Annotated in this window: 19 protein-coding genes and 1 pseudogene; 13 read left to right on the forward strand and 7 right to left on the reverse strand. The window is 53.6% G+C overall.

The window, feature by feature from the left end:
* Window positions 1–9 precede the first annotated feature (9 nt).
* Entirely contained in the window at window positions 10–1,113 is a 1,104-nt protein-coding gene (locus LBW88_RS00110) for an AI-2E family transporter (RefSeq protein WP_224930184.1), read from the reverse strand.
* 182 nt (window positions 1,114–1,295) lie between these two features.
* Between LBW88_RS00110 and LBW88_RS00115 the strand changes: the two genes are divergently transcribed.
* The gene (locus LBW88_RS00115; protein ID WP_224930181.1) at window positions 1,296–1,535 is read left to right on the forward strand and encodes a DUF1272 domain-containing protein; all 240 of its coding nucleotides are present in this window, start codon (window positions 1,296–1,298) and stop codon (window positions 1,533–1,535) included.
* Here the strand turns inward: LBW88_RS00115 and LBW88_RS00120 are convergent.
* Complete coding sequence (locus LBW88_RS00120) at window positions 1,508–1,999, reverse strand: DUF523 domain-containing protein (RefSeq protein ID WP_224930179.1); 492 nt, start codon at window positions 1,997–1,999, stop codon at window positions 1,508–1,510. The two genes, LBW88_RS00115 and LBW88_RS00120, sit on opposite strands and share 28 nt — an antisense overlap.
* 809 nt (window positions 2,000–2,808) lie before the next feature.
* Between LBW88_RS00120 and LBW88_RS00125 the strand changes: the two genes are divergently transcribed.
* Together LBW88_RS00125 and LBW88_RS00130 are read left to right on the forward strand one after the other, a co-directional pair.
* Window positions 2,809–3,282 carry an RcnB family protein gene (locus LBW88_RS00125; protein ID WP_224930176.1) on the forward strand — a complete coding sequence of 158 codons (474 nt, stop codon included), beginning with the start codon at window positions 2,809–2,811 and terminating at the stop codon, window positions 3,280–3,282.
* A 108-nt stretch (window positions 3,283–3,390) separates the two neighbouring features.
* Complete coding sequence (locus LBW88_RS00130; protein ID WP_224930172.1) at window positions 3,391–4,218, forward strand: Cof-type HAD-IIB family hydrolase; 828 nt, start codon at window positions 3,391–3,393, stop codon at window positions 4,216–4,218.
* Window positions 4,219–4,372: 154 nt separating this feature from the next.
* Here the strand turns inward: LBW88_RS00130 and LBW88_RS00135 are convergent.
* Window positions 4,373–5,685, reverse strand: a pseudogene (locus LBW88_RS00135) (iron-containing alcohol dehydrogenase).
* 125 nt (window positions 5,686–5,810) lie between these two features.
* Here LBW88_RS00135 and gntT point away from each other — a divergent pair.
* On the forward strand, window positions 5,811–7,127 hold the full coding sequence (gene gntT / locus LBW88_RS00140) for a gluconate transporter (protein WP_224930167.1): 1,317 nt from the start codon (window positions 5,811–5,813) through the stop codon (window positions 7,125–7,127).
* Window positions 7,128–7,174: 47 nt separating this feature from the next.
* On the opposite strand, the gene LBW88_RS00145 is transcribed toward gntT, so the two are convergent.
* Window positions 7,175–8,257: a malate/lactate/ureidoglycolate dehydrogenase gene (locus tag LBW88_RS00145; protein WP_224930164.1), complete on the reverse strand. Its 1,083-nt coding sequence runs from the start codon at window positions 8,255–8,257 to the stop codon at window positions 7,175–7,177.
* A gap of 108 nt (window positions 8,258–8,365) precedes the next feature.
* Window positions 8,366–8,611 (reverse strand): hypothetical protein, encoded by a 246-nt coding sequence (locus tag LBW88_RS00150; protein ID WP_008103719.1) that lies wholly within the window; start codon window positions 8,609–8,611, stop codon window positions 8,366–8,368.
* A gap of 952 nt (window positions 8,612–9,563) precedes the next feature.
* Here LBW88_RS00150 and pagP point away from each other — a divergent pair.
* From pagP to LBW88_RS00165, 3 genes are all read left to right on the forward strand, one after another.
* Window positions 9,564–10,136 carry a lipid IV(A) palmitoyltransferase PagP gene (pagP, locus tag LBW88_RS00155; RefSeq protein ID WP_414004069.1) on the forward strand — a complete coding sequence of 191 codons (573 nt, stop codon included), beginning with the start codon at window positions 9,564–9,566 and terminating at the stop codon, window positions 10,134–10,136.
* Between the two features lie 150 nt (window positions 10,137–10,286).
* A complete protein-coding gene (cspE, locus tag LBW88_RS00160) occupies window positions 10,287–10,496 on the forward strand; it encodes a transcription antiterminator/RNA stability regulator CspE (RefSeq protein ID WP_034829024.1) in 210 nt (69 codons plus the stop codon).
* A gap of 359 nt (window positions 10,497–10,855) precedes the next feature.
* Complete coding sequence (locus tag LBW88_RS00165) at window positions 10,856–11,287, forward strand: GNAT family N-acetyltransferase (RefSeq protein ID WP_224930161.1); 432 nt, start codon at window positions 10,856–10,858, stop codon at window positions 11,285–11,287.
* On the opposite strand, the gene LBW88_RS00170 is transcribed toward LBW88_RS00165, so the two are convergent.
* Window positions 11,265–12,620 (reverse strand): PLP-dependent aminotransferase family protein, encoded by a 1,356-nt coding sequence (locus tag LBW88_RS00170; RefSeq protein WP_224930158.1) that lies wholly within the window; start codon window positions 12,618–12,620, stop codon window positions 11,265–11,267. The two genes, LBW88_RS00165 and LBW88_RS00170, sit on opposite strands and share 23 nt — an antisense overlap.
* 135 nt (window positions 12,621–12,755) lie before the next feature.
* Here LBW88_RS00170 and LBW88_RS00175 point away from each other — a divergent pair, with 135 nt between their 5' ends.
* The 6 genes from LBW88_RS00175 (at window position 12,756) to tatE (ending at window position 17,445) form a co-directional block, all read left to right on the forward strand.
* On the forward strand, window positions 12,756–13,715 hold the full coding sequence (locus LBW88_RS00175) for an ABC transporter substrate-binding protein (RefSeq protein WP_224930155.1): 960 nt from the start codon (window positions 12,756–12,758) through the stop codon (window positions 13,713–13,715).
* A gap of 2 nt (window positions 13,716–13,717) precedes the next feature.
* Window positions 13,718–14,512: a deaminated glutathione amidase gene (locus LBW88_RS00180; protein ID WP_224930152.1), complete on the forward strand. Its 795-nt coding sequence runs from the start codon at window positions 13,718–13,720 to the stop codon at window positions 14,510–14,512.
* A gap of 21 nt (window positions 14,513–14,533) precedes the next feature.
* Window positions 14,534–15,421 (forward strand): ABC transporter substrate-binding protein, encoded by an 888-nt coding sequence (locus LBW88_RS00185; RefSeq protein WP_224930149.1) that lies wholly within the window; start codon window positions 14,534–14,536, stop codon window positions 15,419–15,421.
* The gene (locus LBW88_RS00190; protein WP_224930146.1) at window positions 15,418–16,368 is read left to right on the forward strand and encodes an amino acid ABC transporter permease; all 951 of its coding nucleotides are present in this window, start codon (window positions 15,418–15,420) and stop codon (window positions 16,366–16,368) included. The genes LBW88_RS00185 and LBW88_RS00190 overlap by 4 nt, the downstream gene beginning before the upstream one ends.
* On the forward strand, window positions 16,365–17,135 hold the full coding sequence (locus tag LBW88_RS00195; RefSeq protein WP_224930141.1) for an amino acid ABC transporter ATP-binding protein: 771 nt from the start codon (window positions 16,365–16,367) through the stop codon (window positions 17,133–17,135). The genes LBW88_RS00190 and LBW88_RS00195 overlap by 4 nt, the downstream gene beginning before the upstream one ends.
* A gap of 106 nt (window positions 17,136–17,241) precedes the next feature.
* Window positions 17,242–17,445, forward strand: a complete 204-nt coding sequence (gene tatE, locus LBW88_RS00200; RefSeq protein ID WP_034829040.1) for a twin-arginine translocase subunit TatE — start codon at window positions 17,242–17,244, stop codon at window positions 17,443–17,445.
* A gap of 131 nt (window positions 17,446–17,576) precedes the next feature.
* On the opposite strand, the gene lipA is transcribed toward tatE, so the two are convergent.
* Window positions 17,577–18,542, reverse strand: a complete 966-nt coding sequence (lipA, locus tag LBW88_RS00205) for a lipoyl synthase (protein ID WP_038648336.1) — start codon at window positions 18,540–18,542, stop codon at window positions 17,577–17,579.
* Window positions 18,543–18,633: the final 91 nt, after the last annotated feature.

Below are 18,633 nucleotides of genomic sequence, written 5' to 3' on the forward strand. Positions count from 1 at the left end.
GGAAACGGCTTACTCGCGCGTTTTTCCCTCTTCGATAAACTCTTCGTCGATCTCTTCGGCGTTTTCACGGTTGTCACGACCCGAGAGCAGATTCCAGCAGGCGATAAACAGCGCTGCAATCAGCGGACCAATGACAAAACCGTTGATACCGTAAACTTCCATGCCGCCCAGTGTAGCGATCAGGATCAAGTAGTCCGGCATTTTGGTGTCTTTACCCACTAACAGCGGACGCAGGATGTTGTCCACCAGGCCTACAATCACCACAAAGAAGCCGACCAGGAACAAGCCTTTCCATACTGCGCTGGTGGCGAAGAAGAAGATGGCAGCGGGCACCCAGACAATCGCTGAACCCACAGCAGGGATCAGCGACAGGAACGCCATCAACGCACCCCAGAGTAAGCTGCCGTCAATGCCGGTGAACCAGAAGGCAAGACCGCCCAACACACCCTGAACCACCGCGACCACCACCGTGCCTTTGACGGTAGCGCGTGAGACGGCGGCAAATTTCACCATTAGATGATGTTTAACATAGGTGGAGAGCGGCAGGGCTTCCAGTATTAAGTTGACCAACCATGCACCATCCTTCAGCAGGAAGAACAGCAGGTAGAGCATCACGCCAAATCCGACGGTGAAGGTGAAGGTGCCTTTGCCGATCAGGAAGACGCTACCCGCCATATACTGACCGCCTTTGAGCGCGAACTCAGACAGCTTCTGCTGTAATTTGCCAGCGTCATTCAGATTATGATCGGTGAGATAACTTTGTGCCCAACCCGGTAAATGTTGGATCAGATCAGCAAACACCGCCGGGAACTGCGAGGAGTTGTTCTGCAGCTTGGTGTACACCGTGTTGACTTCCACCACCATTGACGAGGTGATGATCGCCAATGGCGTGAACACGATCAGACAGATGATCGCCAGGGTGGCAAAGGCAGCGAGTCCGTTACGATCGCCCATTTTGCGGCGTAACAGCGACTTCAGTGGATGGAAGATCACCGCCAGAATGGCAGCCCAGAAAATGGCGGAGAAATAAGGTGTCAGCACATCGAAAAAGGCGACCGTGACGATCGCTAAAATCACAATAAAGAAACCGAAGTTAAGGCCTTTGATACGCATTCAATAGTCTCGTAAGTAAACGTGGCGATTGAACTATAGAACGTGATTCGCGGAATGTAATGCTTTTAGCCAAGGCGTGCGGACATCGGATGTCCCGATCTGTCCCGCTGATGTCTGCAAGCGGGCTGGTGCAATAGCTGAATCGCGGTGATGATGGTAAAAAATCTGACAGGAGATGAACCATGCTGGAACTGCGTCCCAACTGCGAATGCTGTGATAAAGACTTACCGCCGGACTCACCTGATGCGCGTATCTGCTCGTTCGAATGCACCTATTGTGTCGAGTGCGTGGAAACCACGCTGAACCACCGCTGCCCGAACTGTGAGGGTGAATTGGTGCGCCGTCCGGTGCGACCGGCGGCGGCGTTAGCACGTCATCCGGCCTCGACCACGCGTCATTTATCGGCTTCCGCAACGCGCTGAATGAGTTCGCACAGCTGCGCTTCGTTAAAGACTTCGATGCCGTGCTGGCGTAGCAGGGCGGCGGCCACCCCGTTGCCTGCAATTTTTTCGCCGCTAAAGTGGCCATTATAAATCTGCCGACTGCCGCAGGTTGGGCTGCCATCGGTGAGCAGGGCAAATCGACACTGCGCTTCCTGCGCGGCGCGCAACGCTAGCCAGGCTGCCAGCACATAGTGCTGTGTCACATCGTCGCCGTTGGATTCAAGAATTTTCGCCTCACCCATGAGAACCTGTTCAGCACTGCCGCCACGAATTTCAGCCGGCAATCGCGGGGTGTTCAGGCCTGCCGCCAACTCGGGGCAGTGGATCACCAGACGATGTTCGGCGCGCCACCGCGCCAGCGTGCGGGAGATGAGCAACTTATCGCTGCCATTATAACGAACCGTAAATCCCATCAGGCAGGCACTGACTAATATTCTTTCCATGACTCCCTCCCTCGGAAATAAATTGCCGCGGTAACCCAATATTCTAACGCTGACAACGAAGTTGAAATAAACATCCATTCATCAATGCAAAGCTGCGCTATATTTAGCGCGATATTAATCACGATCGTGAATTAATTGGGGTGCGCCGGGATTCTAACTTATTAATGCCGTGGAAATTGATGAATAACGCTGAAGTCTGCCGGGCAAACAGGACTGAAAGCGCATTGTGAAACCAATGGCATTGATTTGGTTGCGTTTTATTGCCTGGTTATTGTGTGGTTATCACGGGTGAAAGGTTCATTTCAATCACCACGCTGGCGTGAAATTTATCAACCCCAGCTATTCTGGTCAGAGCACAGACCTTATTTGTGCGTCAGAACTGTCACACAGCAGATTATTTCTTTGAGCCGTTTTATTTTTACGGTTTTTTCCGAAAAGCAGGGGTTTTTAAAAGAATTTTGCATTTTAAAATGGTATTGTTTACCCGCAATGCTAGTGATGTGGCGTTGTGTGCTTCAGTTTTACCCTCATTTTTTAGGGTTTACCCGCTTTATGCAATTTATGGAAATAGCATTCTCCACCCGATCCTCGCGATCGGGTTTCTTTCCTTTCCCCCTGTAATATCAATCCCGCTCACTTTAAGACCAGATAATGTCAGAAAAGACACAATCGTTAAGAAAGCGCTAATTTGCAGTAATGTATTGTAAGTCTCCGGTTTTTAAGAGTTTTGGAAATCCTCTTTTGCTTCCGATTGGTGAATAGTATCTCTCGACGGCGCAGTAACTGCCGTTATCATTGGAGGCAACATCATGAAAAAAACAACATTAAGTCTTATTGCGTCACTTATTGCATGCAGCACACTGTTCTCTTCCGTCTCCTGGGCAGATGGCCCGGGCGACCAACGCTGGCAGCAGCACGGCGGCGACCAGCATCAGGATCATGGGCGTGGCCCTGACCATGGTGGCGATCGCGGTCCGGATCACGGCAATAATCGCGGCCCCGATCGTGGCCCAGACCATCATGATCGTTACGCCGATCATCGCGGCCCAGATGGACACCACGACGGCGATCACTTCGCCTGGAACGGCCATGACTTCCGTCGCGGTCACCCAATGCCGCCAGAATACCGTGGCCCGCACTATCGTGTAGATGACTGGCGTGAACGTCGTCTGCCGGAGCCACCGCGCGGTGAGTACTGGTCTTACGTTGACGGCAATTACGTCCTGATTGCTGCCGCCACTGGCGTGATCACCTCTCTGCTGCTGAACGGCGCTTTCAACTAATCTCTCTCACGGATGGCTACGGCCATCCGTGTTTCTCTCTGCTTTCTGCCCTCACCAGGTTATTCTCTCTGCGACCCTTTTTTCCCTACAATGCGCTAAGGAGTCATGATGACCGTGGTAAAAATGGTGGCAGTAGACAAGGACGGCACCTTTCTCGACGATAAAAAGCAGTACAACCGGGCTCGTTTTCAGGCTTGTTATGAGGAAATGAAACGGCGCGGCATTAAGTTTGTGGTCGCCAGCGGCAACCAGTATTACCAACTCAAATCCTTCTTCCCCGATATCTCCAGTGAAATTGCCTTCGTCGCCGAAAACGGCGCGTGGATCATCGATCGCGATGAAGAGCTGTTCTGCGGTGCGTTCAGCCGCGCCGATATCGATGCAGTGCTCGATACCCTGCACAACGGGCACTATCCTGAATTGCGGTACATCCTCTGCGGACGTGAAAGTGCTTACTACTTCGAAGGTCTCGACGAAAGCTGGCTGGTGAAGATGCGGCATTATTGCCATCGCCTGAAGCCGATTCGCAGCCTTGATGAGGTCGCGGATGACAAACTCTTCAAGTTCGCCCTCAATCTCTCCGATGAATTCGTTGAGCCCTTAATGGCCGATATCGAACGCCTGCATAAGGGTTCTGCTGCGGCGACGTCCAGCGGCCACGGATCTGTGGATTTGATCGTACCTGGCAATCACAAGGGCCATGGGCTCGATCTGCTCGGCAAACGCTGGGGCATCGATCGCAGTGAGATTTTGGTGTTTGGCGATGGCGGTAACGATCTGGAGATGCTGCAGCAATCCGGCTTTAGCTTCGCCATGGCCAATGCACCGCAAAAGGTGAAAGACGCCGCACGCTTTGAAGCGCCCAGCAACAATGAAGAGGGTGTACTGCAGGTGATTGAACAGATGCTGGCAGGCAAACCGCCGTTTGCACTCTGAGCGTCATCTGACACTCAATTTATGCTTTGCTGATGCACTGAACATACCCAGGCGCAGCGAGATGAAGCGGCGCGACATTGCGCTGTAAAATGGCGGGATAGTGAAGGTGTGCGGGCGTGCTTTGGCGCGCCCGCACAGTCGAAATCAACCGTAGTTATGCCACATGCCAGGCTGCGGTGATCATCTCGGTGATGGTGGGTGCATCGTAACTGACCCAGCCGTTTTTACTGTTGGCGCGGGCGACAATCCAGTCAACGTCGGTAGGGCTCAGAGTCGGGCCTTCCAGCCAGAATGGCACAATCGCATGCTGCTGCAGCCAGGCTTTCAGCGCTAATGCTGGCGGTGCCAAATCGTCCGGTAGCAGCGCTTGCCCCAGCTGTGCCATCAACCGCTGCTGTTCAGCGTTTTCGGTTTCAGCCAGCACATCAAGGAACGGGAACAGCAGGCGTCCACACACTTCACCGTGATGGAAAGGCTTGATGGCGCCCAGTTCACCGGCAATCCCATGAATCACGCCTAATCCTGCACTGCTCAGACAAACACCGCCCAGCCAGGAAGCCATCATCATCGCTTCCCGTGCTTCATCACCTTGCGCATCGTCGCGATTCAGATTTGGCCACGCCTTAAAGAACAGCCGCAGCCCATTCAGCGCAGTCTGTTGGGTAAAGAGATTGCCTTTGCGCGACAGATACGCTTCGAATAGGTGAGTGAAGGCATCAATGGCGCAGGTCGCCAGCACGTTATCCGGCGTCCCCTTGAGCAAATCGGCATCCAGAATCGCTACCTGAGGCACAAACACCGGATGACGCAGCGATGCTTTGATTTGAATATGCTGCTGGTCGGTCACCACGGCATTTTGCGTCGCTTCACTACCGGTGCCCGCGGTGGTTGGTATCGCGATAAGCGGCAAGGTAACGGCCTGCACCGGCGTATCACCGACTTTTTCCAGGTAGCGTGCGGTGTTCAGCGGATGCTGCATCATGGCGCTGAAGGCTTTAGCGGCATCCAGCACGCTGCCGCCGCCGATCGCTACCACGCGATCCACATGTCCGCGCCAGCGATTCACCCAGGCATCAATTTCATCGGGTGAGGCTTCATGGCTGACAATCTCATAGCCCAGAATCTGGTCATTCAGTGCCGCGCCCAGTCTTTGCCAGGCGGGGCCGTTAAGGAAAGAACGGCCACAAAACAGCAGCGTCGGTTGGGGATTGGCGGCAAGCAGGGGTATTAAACGGTCGATGCTGCCACGTCCAAACAGGGTTTGTTGATTACTGTACAACTCGATCAGATTCTCACTCACCTGCATATCCTTTTTTTGAAGGGCATAAAGACCTTAGTGTAACCAAAAGCCGTGACGCCCCCGCTGCAAACATTCTGATAACTGCCTGGCAAAAAGTTGATCACCTTCGCAAAACAGAAATTCACCGCGCGCGGCTGATGCTTTGTGCGCAATGTTACCCTTAACATGATACCCGTAACATTGTGCGGCAGACCGCATGCCTTAAATCGATGTCACCGAATCGACTGTCCTTTGGGATCTACAAAACAAACCGCTGCCGACATGCTGTCGTGCGCAAAAGTGGAGAAAAATTATGCCATTACTCTATGTGGCGATTGGCGTAGCCTTACTGCTGCTGTTAATGATTCGCTTCAAGCTGAACGGATTTATTGCGCTGATCCTGGTCGCGCTGGCGGTGGGGATGATGCAGGGCATGCCCGTCAACAAAGTGATTGGATCGATCAAAACCGGTGTGGGCGGCACCCTTGGCAGCCTGGCGCTGATCATGGGCTTTGGCGCCATGCTGGGGAAATTGCTGGCTGACTGCGGCGGTGCCCAGCGTATTGCCACCACGCTGATTGCTAAATTTGGTCAAAAGCACATTCAGTGGGCGCTGGTTTTAACCGGCTTCACGGTGGGCTTCGCGCTGTTCTACGAAGTGGGCTTTGTATTGATGCTGCCGCTGGTGTTCAGCATTGCGGCGTCCGCGCGCGTACCGCTGTTGTATGTCGGCGTGCCAATGGCTGCGGCACTCTCTGTGACGCACGGATTCCTGCCTCCGCATCCTGGCCCCACCGCGATTGCGACGCTGTTCAATGCCGATATGGGTAAAACGCTGTTGTATGGCACGCTGCTGGGAATTCCTACCGTGATTCTGGCGGGCCCGGTCTATGCGCGCTTCCTGAAGGGCATCGACAAACCGATTCCTGAAGGCTTGTGGAACCCGAAAACCTTTACCGAAGCCGAAATGCCAGGCTTTGGCGTCAGCGTCTGGACGGCGTTAGTGCCGGTGGTGCTGATGGCGTTGCGCGCCGTCGCGGAAATGGTGCTGCCGAAAGGACATGTGCTGCTGCCTTACGCGGAGTTCTTTGGTGACCCGATTATGGCGACGCTGATTGCGGTACTGATCGCCATCTTCACCTTTGGTCTGAACCGTGGACGTAGCATGGATGAAGTGATGGGCACCATCACCGACTCGATCAAAATCATCGCCATGATGCTGTTGATCATTGGCGGCGGCGGGGCCTTCAAGCAGGTGCTGGTGGACAGCGGCGTTGATAAATACATCGCGAATATGATGCATTCCACTAATCTGTCGCCGATCTTCATGGCGTGGTCAATCGCTGCAGTGCTGCGTATCGCGCTGGGTTCAGCTACTGTGGCGGCGATTACTGCCGGTGGGATTGTGGCGCCACTGATTGCCACCAGCGGCGCCAGCCCAGAGTTAATGGTGATTGCGGTGGGATCCGGCAGCGTGATTTTCTCTCACGTCAACGATCCGGGCTTCTGGCTGTTTAAGGAGTATTTCAATCTGACCATTGGCGAAACCATTCGCTCCTGGTCGGCGCTGGAAACCATCATTTCGGTGTGTGGCCTGGTGGGCTGCTTGCTGCTCGCTAACGTCATCTGACGGAATTCAGCTGAGGCGATGTGCCTCAGCTTCTTCACTGCTGCGGTCTACTGCGCCAGCGCGCGGAAGGCCGCCAGCTCCTCATCGGGCATGCCCGCTTGTGACGCCGCTGCGCAAATCTGTTCCCAACTGTTACTGTCGAGCGGAATCCCCTCGCGATCGCGTTCGATACGATTCTGCTCTTCCCATTCGCCCGGCACCTGAATTGGCGCATCGCCGCTTTGTGGCGAACGTTTTACCCACTCCAGGAAAGATTCTGCTTCTTCCTGCATCGCAGGGGCATCAAACGCCTCAGGATTAACGATGATGGTGGTCATGCAGTTGAAAATAGCATCATGGCTGCTGACCAGCGTGGCATCGTGCGTGGTGCGGCCGCCAGAGAGTGCCCCGCCAAGAATTTCGCACATCGTGGCCAGCGCGTAACCTTTGTGCAGACCAAAGGGCATCAGCGAGCCATAAGGTGCCTGATGCATCACGCCAGGTTCGGTGGTGGCCTGGCCCTGGTGATCGATCAGATAGCCCGGTGCGACCTGTTGCCCTTTGTTCCACGCTACACGCGTTTTACCGTAGGCAATGCCGCTGGTGGCGAAATCGAGCAGCAGCGGTTTAGCATTGTGACGCGGGAAGATGGCGCAGAAGGGGTTGGTACCGAAGCGACGATCGCTGCCGTTAAAAGGCGCAACCATCGGATCGCCCATCACGTTGACGAAATGGAAAGAGACAAATCCCGCGGCTGCGCACTGTTCGGCCCAATGACCGATGCGACCAATGTGGTGGGAATGGTGTAAACCTACCGCAGAGATCCCCAGTTTGGCGGCACGCTCAATCCCCAGTTGCATCGCCTGATGTGCAGCCACCTGACCAAAGCCGTTATGACCATGCAGCGTGAGCACGGCACCGGTATCCTTTTCAATGGTGGTGTGCTGATTAAGCTGCAGGAAACCCTGCTTGAGTGAACTCATATAGCTCGGGATCATTCCCACGCCATGGGAATCGTGGCCGGCCAGATTGGCAGCGACAAGGTGATCGGCCACCAGTCGTGACTCTTCGGCGCTGCTGCCGGCATGTAACCAGATGGCCTGAACAAACTGATGTAACTGGGAAGGGGGAAGTCGATAAAGGGCACTCACGCGGTCAATCTCCTTGTCATGTTCAATAGGGCATCCTGCGCTTAAAGCCATCATTACCGCAAGTGAGCGTTATCAAAAGCAAAGGGCCACAATCTGTGGCCCAAAAACTCAATGCGGCTGTTCAAAGCCCGCTTTAACCATCTGATCACGCAGTGCGCGGGTAATCTCACGGTTCCCACCCGTGACCGGATAAATGACATTGTTGACGACATCGTCAAGGTAATGCTCTTCAAACTCTTGCATGGTGAGTTGGGTGCCACCTTCATCATTGATAGCAATGCTGCCACTGATGTGGTTGCCGTAGTCCTTTGCCTTCAGGCTATAACGCCCCATGCTGGTATTAATCGTGCTCATTAAGATCTCCTTGTTACGTAGGCAGTGATAACAATTGAGGCCTGCTACAGGCGCTGTAAGTTTAGACAGCAGGGGCAGGCGGTGCGCAGCGGGAGAGGGGGGTAAAATCGCGACCTGCGACCCGTCTCGCAGAAATTAAACTGAACGGAAGGCAACAATCATCCGGATGCGTGACAGTGCTCGCACTGCGCAGCGAACACAGAATGATCATCTATACTGGATAACAGACGCGTTATTTTTCATCACTGAAGGAGCGAACAATGAAAATAATTCTGTGGGTTATTGCCATCATTTTTATCGTGGGGTTACTGACGATTACGGGTGTCTTTAAACTGATTTTCTAACGCGAACAGGCACCTCAGGTGCCTGAATTCGTTATTCTGCCTGAGACACGGCATATTCTTTAATTATGAGCGCTGCAGAAATGAGGTCGCGCCAGTCAATAGGTTTATGACAGCCCGCGCAACATGCACCGTGGTGTGAGATATTCCGCATCTCTTCCATTTTTGGCGATGTGAAATAAAATTTAGCGCAGCCGCAGCGTCGACAGCGAATAGTCATCTCAATGTTCCTCCCTTTCCATCCTGGAAAGATGAGATTTATCTTATTCGTTTGCAGAGATCAATTCATAAATTTAATTAATTTATTTCTTAAGTAAACGATCGGCGTTAACTTGCTGAAAAGTAACTTATATCTGTGAGCCATTATGACGTATCAAGTGCACTTAATGTGCATTTTTCCCAGCGGTCCGACATTTCCCTTTCAACAGATAAACCCCAACCTAATCTAAATCATCGGCAAATAATCTTGTATCCCAGACTATACCTGGAGTTTTTAGCCGCTTTTTTAAATACCCTTTTAAGTCGTAGCGCTAATAATCGCCCACTCACCGAATAACGGTTTTTTTACTGGGTTGGGTTGAGTTTAAGAGATGATTTAATAGGACAGATTTGTGAATCGGCACATTTTTTCCGCTCTTTTGGGCGGCATTTTGACTTTATCAATGACGTTTTCGGCTGCTGCAGTCACAGCATCGCAAGCCATTGAATCGGGGTGGAATACTTTTAGCAGCAATGTTGAGCAAACCTGGTCGCAGCCACAGCATGATGATTTTTACCTGCCCGCTATCACCTGGCATAACCGCTGGACCTATGACGATGAGCACATCGAAAAGTATAACGAGCGGCCCTGGGGCGCAGGGGGTGGCGTGTCCCGTTGGGATGAAAAAGGTAACTGGCATGGGATCTATGCCATGGTGTTCAAAGACTCGTTCAACAAATGGGAGCCTATCGCCGGTTATGGTTGGGAAGCGACCTGGCGACCCTTGAACGACCAGAATTTCCACATCGGTGCAGGCTACACCGCAGGCGTAACAGCGAGAGATAACTGGCGTTATATCCCTGTCCCACTGGTTTTACCATTAGCATCAATAGGATATGGTCCAGCCACTTTCCAAATGACTTATATTCCAGGCACTTATAACAACGGCAACGTCTACTTTGCCTGGTTGAGATTCCAGTTTTAGCGCGTGTAAAACGTCAAAAAGTGTGAAGGGGGTACAAAAAATCAATATTTATCACTTTTTCATCAATTCGCACTGGACAAATGTCACCGCAATTGCTGTACTAGATGCCGACACAGTTTAGTGTCCATTTTTCATGTAAAGGTAATATAGATGTCCAAGATCAAAGGTAACGTTAAGTGGTTTAATGAGTCGAAAGGCTTCGGTTTCATTACTCCAGAAGATGGCAGCAAAGATGTATTCGTACACTTCTCTGCAATCATGAGCAATGGTTTCAAAACTCTGGCTGAAGGTCAGCGTGTAGAGTTCGAAATCACTGACGGCGCTAAAGGCCCATCTGCTGCTAACGTTATCGCTCTGTAAGTTAACAGTTAGAATTTTGAAAACCCGCCTTATGGCGGGTTTTTTTTATCCTTTTTTTACATGTGCCACCAGGTCAGGGAGTAGCCCAACACGGCTGCCATGGCGATGCCTAACGCCATCATTTCATCATAGCTACGTGGAATCAGATCTTTCATGTACGCGCCCCAGAGATGTGTTTCCTTGAGCATCGCAAAGCCAGGTTAAGCCATCCTTAAGCCGTGATGACAGTATGATGACAGGGCACATTCTGCGGTGTATTTCACAGATACTGCCAGTAACATTCTCATAACAATCCTTACTTGCAGCTTTTTACGTGACAACGCTATATAACTGCATGCAAGGACTCATGAGGAGGCAGGATGAATATACGTCAGGCACTGGCAAAAGACAGTTTTGCCCTGAGTGCGCTGTTAACCGAACTGGGATACAGCGGCACGGAAAAGTTTATCGATACGCGTCTGGCGCAGTTATGCAGCCATCCCGACGAAATTTTATTGGTGGCGGAACACGGCAATCAGGTTCTGGGTTTTCTCTCTCTGCACTTTATTCCCCAACTGGCACTGCCCGGTGATTTCGCCCGCATCAGCTATTTTTGCATTGCGGAAGGCGAGCGCAGTAAAGGCAGTGGCCAGCAGTTACTCAGCCATGCTGAACAACTGGCGCGCTCACGCGGCTGTGACCGCATGGAAGTGCATTGTCACGCCTCACGCCTGAAAGCCAACCAGTTCTATTCGCGTGAAGGCTATGTGGAATCTCCGCGGTATCACATCAAAGATCTGGGCTCGCTTTAAGCTCTCGTCCGGAGGCGATGACCAGCGCGTCTGCAATGCTTTCTAGCTGATCGAACGGCAGTAGCGAGGCGCTGACGCGAATAAAGGGTTCCCCGTTAAGGCAGCAGCGTTCTCCCGGCAGTACGGCAATACCGCGTGCTGCAAGGGTGATCATGGCGTATTGCTCAGATTCCACCGGGATCTGCACGCTTAACCCATCTCGCTCCTCTAACACCAGACCACGTTTGGCCAGTGCCGCCAGTAACTGCTGACGACGCTGCGCATAAACGGTTTTCGCCTGTTGAATACTCTGCTGTGTGGCCTCATCGGTGAGCATCCACGCCACCGCGTCCTGCAAGATACGGCTGGTCCAGCTGACGCCAAAGTTACGCCACGACTGTAAACGCTTCACCATGTCTGCCGTAGCGGATAACGCCGCCAGGCGCAGATCCGGGCCGTAGGCTTTGGAAAATGAGTGCACGTGGATGACGCGTTCCGGGAAGTGGAAACCCAGGCTCCAGGCGGGCCAGCGTGACAGATCGCCAATGCCATCGTCCTCGACAATCATCGTGGTGCTGTTCGCCAGCACCCGCGCCAGCTCGGCGCTGCGGCGCTGGGTCACGCTGTACCCGGTGGCCGAATGCGTTCGGGGCTGATAGATAAACATCGCCGGTGATTTCTGCAGATACGCGGCCAGCGCCGTGGGTAGCGGACCCTGATCATCACAAGGCAGCGGCAAAATTTCTGCCCCGATATTTTCCAGCATATCCAGTAAACGCGTGGCGGTGGGATCTTCAATCACCACCCGATCGCCCGGCGACAACAGCGTCTGCACAATCAGGTTCATGGCATCAAACCCCCCATCAGTGGCCAGCCAGGCTTCCGCCGGATAGGGCCAGCGTGGGCTGATGGCCGCTTGCAATTGCGGGGAGATCGCCTCGCGTTGATAGCTGTTTAACTCCGGCGAGGCAATGCCGGCGTGGATCGCCCGTTTGAGGTCGGGCAGCAGCGCCGGATCGGGTGACGCCATCGCCAGCGCTGCCCGGATGTTCTCGCCATAGTTACCAATCTTCTCGAAGCGTATAGGGCGGGGCAGCACGCTGTTGCCACACACCCATACACCACTGCGTCCTTTACCCGCCAGCACTTTCTGCTTCTTGAGTTGCGCCCAGGCAGCAGAAACGGTTGCCGGGCTGACGCCCAATCTTTCTGCCAGTTCGCGCACTGCGGGCATCTGCATGCCGACAGCGATTTCGCCGTCCCGAATCAAGGATGACGCGGTGAGCGTTATCCCCTTCACCGAAGCATCAACTATTTGTTGGCTAAGCCACTCGACATCTACCGTTTGCGTCATAAGAAAATCATTTGTTCAGTAACAAAGAATTGATTGTTCAGATTAGTATTCGCGTTTTAGACTCAAATTCAAGCACTATTTGCTGAATAAATAAACAGCGCCAGATCTCTGGCCGAAAACGGGGAAAGCACAATTATGGTAACCATCAGACTGGCGGTGCGTGACTGGGATTATTTCACCCCGCTGGCACTCGGCGATATTATACCGGAAGGCTTTACGCTGGAGATCGATCGCGTTGGCACACTGGTTGATAACCTCGCCACCAGCGACAAATACGATGCGGGTGAGGTGTCATTCAGCCGCTACGCTCAGGCATGCGCCAGAGGCGATAACTCACTGCTCGGCCTGCCTCATTTCCTGATGCGCGGCTTCCGCCAGCGCTGCATCATCACCACCGCCGACAGCCCAATTACCACGCCAGCACAGCTGAAAGGCAAGAAAATCGGTGTAACCGGCTGGCAGGATTCTGGCAACACCTGGACGCGCACCGTGCTGCGTGAAGCCGGCGTGGAGATTGATGATGCGTACTGGTTTGCCGGCCGCCTGACCGAAGAACATCCGATAGTTGATCGCCTTGCAGGCTTCGGTCGTCCGGGCCGCATTGAACCTGCACCGGGCGAGCGTCCACTGATCGACCTGCTGAAGTCTGGTGAGCTGGATGCGGTGTTCACACCGTTTATGCCGGAAGGTTTCTTCCTGAAGAATTCTGGCCTGCGTCAATTGCAAAACGACTTTGTGACTGCTGAGCGTGACTACTTCAACCGCGTCGGCTACGTGCCGGGTATCCATTTGCTGGCGATGAAACCAGCACTGGCGGAAATGCATCCCTGGTTGCCGCAGGCGCTGAGCGACATCATCGATCGTTCGTACCAGATGTGGATGCAGAAACGCGAGAAATACGCCGACACCACGCCGTGGCTGCTGGATGATTTGCGACGCACCGCGCAGGAATTACCGGCGGACTGGAATCAAAACGGATTCTCCGCTAACAAAAAGATGATCGCCGATTTTGCCAACGAGCTGTTCCAGCAAGGCTTAACCAAAACATTACTGACGCCGGAAGCGATTTTCCCGGCTGCAGCGCAAGGGGAGTGATGATGAAAGTTGCAATGGGGCAGTTCGCTGTCAGCCGTGAATGGCAGGAAAACACCGATATCTGTATCGGTTTGATGAACAATGCACTGGCCGGAGGCGCGGATTTACTGGTCCTGCCAGAAGGCGTGCTAGCACGTGATATTGCCGACCCTGATCTGGTACTGAAAGCCGCACAGCCGCTGGATGGTCCTTTCATCACGCAGCTGCTGTCTGTCAGCAAAGGCAACGATTTAACCACCATGATGAGCGTGCACGTGCCGACAGAGGGCAACAAAGCGCTCAATGTGCTGATCGCGATGCGTAACGGTGAACTGATCGCCGCCTACGAAAAGCTGCATCTTTATGATGCTTTTGCGATGCAGGAGTCGCAGCGCGTGAATCCAGGCAACGAAATCCCACCGCTGGTGGAAGTGGCGGGGATGAAAGTAGGCCTGATGACCTGCTATGACGTGCGCTTCCCAGAGCTGGCGCGCCGTCTGGTGCTGGACGGTGCTGATGTGCTGGTATTGCCTGCCGCGTGGGTCAAAGGCCCGCTGAAAGAGATGCATTGGGAATTGCTGTGTACCGCACGTGCGCTGGAAAACACCTGTTACATGGTGGCCGTGGGTGAGTGTGGTCCGCGCAATATTGGTAATAGCCTGGTAATCGATCCCCTCGGCGTAGCAATTGCCAAAGCGCCAGAGTCGGCGGCGCTGGTGTTCGCTGACCTCGATCCGCAACGCATTGCCTACGCGCGCAGCGTACTGCCGGTGCTGGAAAACCGCCGTTTTGCTCGTCCTGAACTGAAACCACTTTGATAGATTTTGGGGAACTGGCACATGAATAAATTAACAACAGCAATAGCGTTGGCTCTGGGGCTGACGGTCAGCGCGGTGCAGGCAGCGGAGACGATCCCAACGCAGAAAGTCGATCAGGCGCTGCATGACCGCCTGCCAGCAGAGATTAAAAGCGCCGGGAAAATGATTTCGGTAAATAACGGCTCTTTTCCTCCGTATGAGATCGTTAACGGACCACATTCGATGGACGGCGCCTCTGCAGATCTGACGAATGCACTGGCTCAGCTGCTGGGCGTAAAAATTGAACATGCCACGGTGAGCGGTTTGTCAGGTGTTTTGGCTGGTATCAATTCTGGCCGTTATCAGATGGCGATTGGGCCGATTGGCGATTACCCGGATCGTCAGCAGAAAGTCGATTTCATCGATTTTGTGCAGGAATTCGTGGTGTTCGGCGTGCAGAAGGGCAATCCAGCGAAGATTAATGGTCTGGAAGACACCTGCGGCAAGCGTATCGCCGTGATGGCGGCCGGTTCTGCCGAGCAGGTGATTCGTAAGCAGTCAGATGCCTGCGTCGCCGCGGGCAAGCCAGCGGTGGTGGTGCAATCCTTTACCGACCAGCCTTCATCAATTCTGGCGGTGCGTTCAAAACGTTCTGATGCGTTCTTCTCTTCGCAGGCACCGCTGACTTACTTTATCGATCAAGCCAATGGCCAGCTGGAGCTTTCCGGTAAAGGGCAGAAAAACGGCTTTGGCGATATTTTCCAGGGCACGGTGGTACCAAAAGGTTCCGAACTGGGCAACGTAGTTCTCGACGCCTATAAAGAGCTGTTCGCCAACGGCACCTACGCGGCGATCATGAAGAAGTGGAAACTCGACGGCAATATCTTGCAGCAGCCGGGTCGTAATCTGGCGCAGGGGACAGCAAAATGAACCCAGTCACCCACAATACGCGAGCCAGGGATAAGGCCAACGTGCAGCAGCGCGATGTCGCTTTCGCCCACAGTGCGCCCACCTATGGACGCTGGATCTCATGGATTGTGGTACTGGTGGTCGCGGCCAACTTCCTCTGGCTGGTGGCGACCAATCCCAATTTTGAATGGAAAGTGGTGATGCAGTGGTTCACCGAAGGCTCGGTGATGAAAGGGCTGCAGGTGACGCTCGGGCTGACGGTGGTCTCGATGATCCTTGGTACGCTGCTGGGCCTGTTGCTGGCGGTGTGGCGTCTTTCGGAAAATAAGCTGCTGAGCGGTATCTCGTCGCTCTACATCTGGTTTTTCCGGGGTACGCCGCTGCTAGTGCAGCTGATCTTTTGGTACAACCTGTCGACGCTGTTTCCGAACATTTCGATTACCGTACCCTGGACGGACATCACCTTCGCCAGCTGGAATACCAACGATCTGATTACGCCGCTGACCGCTGCATTTGCCGGACTGGCCCTCAATGAAGCGGCCTACATGGCCGAGATCATCCGCGCCGGGCTGTTGTCCGTGGATCAGGGACAGGTGGAAACCACTCAGGCGTTTGGCATGAGCCGCAGTCGTGCGCTGCGCCGCATCATCATTCCGCAGGCGATGCGATCCATCATTCCACCGACCGGCAATCAGCTGATCAGTATGATCAAAGCGACGTCGCTGGTAAGCGTGATAGCCATGGGCGATCTGCTTTACTCGGTGCAGGCCGTTTATAACCGCACCTTTGAAATTATCCCGATGCTGATGGTGGCCGTGATTTGGTATCTGCTGATCACTTCGATCCTGAATATTGGGCAGTCAGCGATTGAACGCTACTACGCACGCGGCACCAAACGTACCGTGGTGAATAAACGTCGGGCAGACACGGCTGTCGCAGCGACACATCAGCTGAAGGAGGATGTATGAGTGAGGTTCAGCCGCTGGTATCTGCGCGCAATGTCCAGAAGAGCTATGGCGATAACGAAGTATTAAAAGGTATCGATCTGGATGTGTTTCCCGGCGAAGTGGTGGTGATTCTCGGGCCATCGGGCTCGGGTAAGTCGACCTTCCTGCGCTGCATCAACCATCTGGAAGATATGAATGCCGGTTCCATCATGGTCGGTGACGAGCAGATCGGCTACGAATTGAAGCGCGGGATTCTGCATCGCTTGTCGGCACGGCGAATAGCTCACCAGCGTCAGAAAATCGGCATGGTGTTTCAGCAGTTCAACCTCTATCCGCACATGACCGTGCTGCAGAACATCATTGAAGCGCCCATCGGTGTGCACAAGTTTCCACGCCAGGAGGCACTACAGCATGCGCGCGAGCTGCTGACGACGGTAGGATTAAGTGATAAAGCCGAAGCATGGCCACGTCATCTTTCCGGCGGGCAACAGCAGCGCGTGGCGATTGCTCGTGCGTTAGCCATCAAACCGGCGCTGATGCTGTTTGATGAGCCGACTTCAGCGTTGGATCCCGAGCTGGTGGGCGAAGTGCTGGCGACGATGCGCACGCTGGCCGATCGCGGGTTAACCATGATCGTGGTGACGCATGAAATCGGCTTTGCGCGTGAAGCGGCGGATCGCGTGGTGTTTATGGATGGCGGTGTGGTGGTTGAACAGGGGACGCCGGAGCAGGTGATTAGCCATCCGCAGCACCCGCGTACGCAGGCATTTTTGAGCCGCTTTATTTAATGTTGCGCGGATGTTGATCGTAATCTGTTACAGATTCCAGTTGAGACAGCTGATAAACTGCGCGTTAATAGTCATGTCTGTTTTTCGCTAAGGTTGAAGGTAAAGTATGGAAGGTTTCAGCATTGCCAAACTGCTGATCATCGGTGCACTTATTGTACTGCTGTTTGGTACCAACAAGTTACGTTCACTGGGTGGTGATCTGGGTTCCGCCATTAAAGGCTTCAAGAAAGCCATGAAAGACGATGAATCCACCGCAACCAAAAGCACCGCTGAAGAAGCGCCGGCTGAACGCGTGAGCCACAAAGAGTAATCTCACTTCAAACGTCAATAAGTGTAAATATTTATGACGTTGATAAAAAAACCAGACTGCTTCCAGTCTGGTTTTGTTTTTTGGCACGGGTGAAAAAAGCCTGGTTGCGGGCATCACACCCGCAGAACCGATTATTTCACTTCCAGCCCTTTAGCCTGCATATCCGCGTGATAAGAAGAACGTACGAACGGGCCACAGGCCGCGTGGGTAAAGCCCATCGCCATGGCTTCTTCTTTCATCTCATCAAACTCTGCCGGGCTAACATAGCGCTGTACCGGTAAGTGATGGCGGCTTGGCTGCAAGTACTGGCCGAGGGTGAGCATGGTGACACCATGACGACGCAGGTCACGCATCACTTCAACGATTTCCGCATTGGTTTCACCCAATCCGACCATCAGGCCAGACTTGGTTGGCACATCCGGATGCGCTTCTTTAAAACGCTCCAGCAGCTTCAGTGACCAGTCATAGTTAGCGCCTGGACGCACCTGACGGTAAACGCGCGGCACGTTTTCCATGTTGTGGTTGAACACATCTGGTGGCGTGGCGGTAAGGATTTCCAGCGCACGATCCATACGGCCACGGAAGTCAGGCACCAGCGTTTCGATTTTAATGGTTGGGCTTTTCTCACGGATGGCAGTGATGCAATCCGCAAAGTGCTGAGCCCCGCCGTCGCGCAGATCGTCGCGGTCAACCGAGGTGATCACCACATAACGCAGCGCCATATCGGCAATGGTTTGTGCCAGTTTCAGCGGTTCGTTGGCATCAGGCATATTCGGACGGCCGTGTGCGACGTCGCAGAACGGACAACGACGCGTACAAATCGCGCCGAGGATCATAAAGGTGGCGGTGCCGTGGTTAAAACACTCTGCGAGGTTAGGGCAGGAGGCCTCTTCACACACCGAATGCAGACCATTTTTGCGCATGGCGGCTTTGATACCCTGAATGCGGCTGGAATCCGCAGGCAGTTTAATCTTCATCCACTCCGGCTTACGCAGAATTTCTTCACGCTCGACCATCACAGTTTTCACCGGGATCAGCGCCATTTTGTCGGCATCGCGATACTTGACGCCACGTTCCATCTGAATTGGTTTACTCATAAATCTGCAGGTTCCGGTCGGGATTGCGATTTGAAAGCTTCCTCACTCAAACTGAGAACCAGGCTTTCAACTTTATTTGAAAATATGGCAA

The organism is Pantoea sp. alder81, from assembly GCF_020179835.1.
GTDB lineage: Bacteria > Pseudomonadota > Gammaproteobacteria > Enterobacterales > Enterobacteriaceae > Pantoea.

Bases quoted from the DNA above. Each gene is read 5' to 3' on its own strand.
- LBW88_RS00110 (WP_224930184.1), bottom strand. From the start codon at position 1,113: ATGCGTATCAAAGGCCTTAACTTCGGTTTCTTTATTGTGATTTTAGCG.
- LBW88_RS00115 (WP_224930181.1), top strand. From the start codon at position 1,296: ATGCTGGAACTGCGTCCCAACTGCGAATGCTGTGATAAAGACTTACCG.
- LBW88_RS00120 (WP_224930179.1), bottom strand. From the start codon at position 1,999: ATGGAAAGAATATTAGTCAGTGCCTGCCTGATGGGATTTACGGTTCGT.
- LBW88_RS00125 (WP_224930176.1), top strand. From the start codon at position 2,809: ATGAAAAAAACAACATTAAGTCTTATTGCGTCACTTATTGCATGCAGC.
- LBW88_RS00130 (WP_224930172.1), top strand. From the start codon at position 3,391: ATGACCGTGGTAAAAATGGTGGCAGTAGACAAGGACGGCACCTTTCTC.
- gntT (WP_224930167.1), top strand. From the start codon at position 5,811: ATGCCATTACTCTATGTGGCGATTGGCGTAGCCTTACTGCTGCTGTTA.
- LBW88_RS00150 (WP_008103719.1), bottom strand. From the start codon at position 8,611: ATGAGCACGATTAATACCAGCATGGGGCGTTATAGCCTGAAGGCAAAG.
- cspE (WP_034829024.1), top strand. From the start codon at position 10,287: ATGTCCAAGATCAAAGGTAACGTTAAGTGGTTTAATGAGTCGAAAGGC.
- LBW88_RS00165 (WP_224930161.1), top strand. From the start codon at position 10,856: ATGAATATACGTCAGGCACTGGCAAAAGACAGTTTTGCCCTGAGTGCG.
- LBW88_RS00170 (WP_224930158.1), bottom strand. From the start codon at position 12,620: ATGACGCAAACGGTAGATGTCGAGTGGCTTAGCCAACAAATAGTTGAT.
- LBW88_RS00175 (WP_224930155.1), top strand. From the start codon at position 12,756: ATGGTAACCATCAGACTGGCGGTGCGTGACTGGGATTATTTCACCCCG.
- LBW88_RS00180 (WP_224930152.1), top strand. From the start codon at position 13,718: ATGAAAGTTGCAATGGGGCAGTTCGCTGTCAGCCGTGAATGGCAGGAA.
- LBW88_RS00185 (WP_224930149.1), top strand. From the start codon at position 14,534: ATGAATAAATTAACAACAGCAATAGCGTTGGCTCTGGGGCTGACGGTC.
- LBW88_RS00190 (WP_224930146.1), top strand. From the start codon at position 15,418: ATGAACCCAGTCACCCACAATACGCGAGCCAGGGATAAGGCCAACGTG.
- LBW88_RS00195 (WP_224930141.1), top strand. From the start codon at position 16,365: ATGAGTGAGGTTCAGCCGCTGGTATCTGCGCGCAATGTCCAGAAGAGC.
- tatE (WP_034829040.1), top strand. From the start codon at position 17,242: ATGGAAGGTTTCAGCATTGCCAAACTGCTGATCATCGGTGCACTTATT.
- lipA (WP_038648336.1), bottom strand. From the start codon at position 18,542: ATGAGTAAACCAATTCAGATGGAACGTGGCGTCAAGTATCGCGATGCC.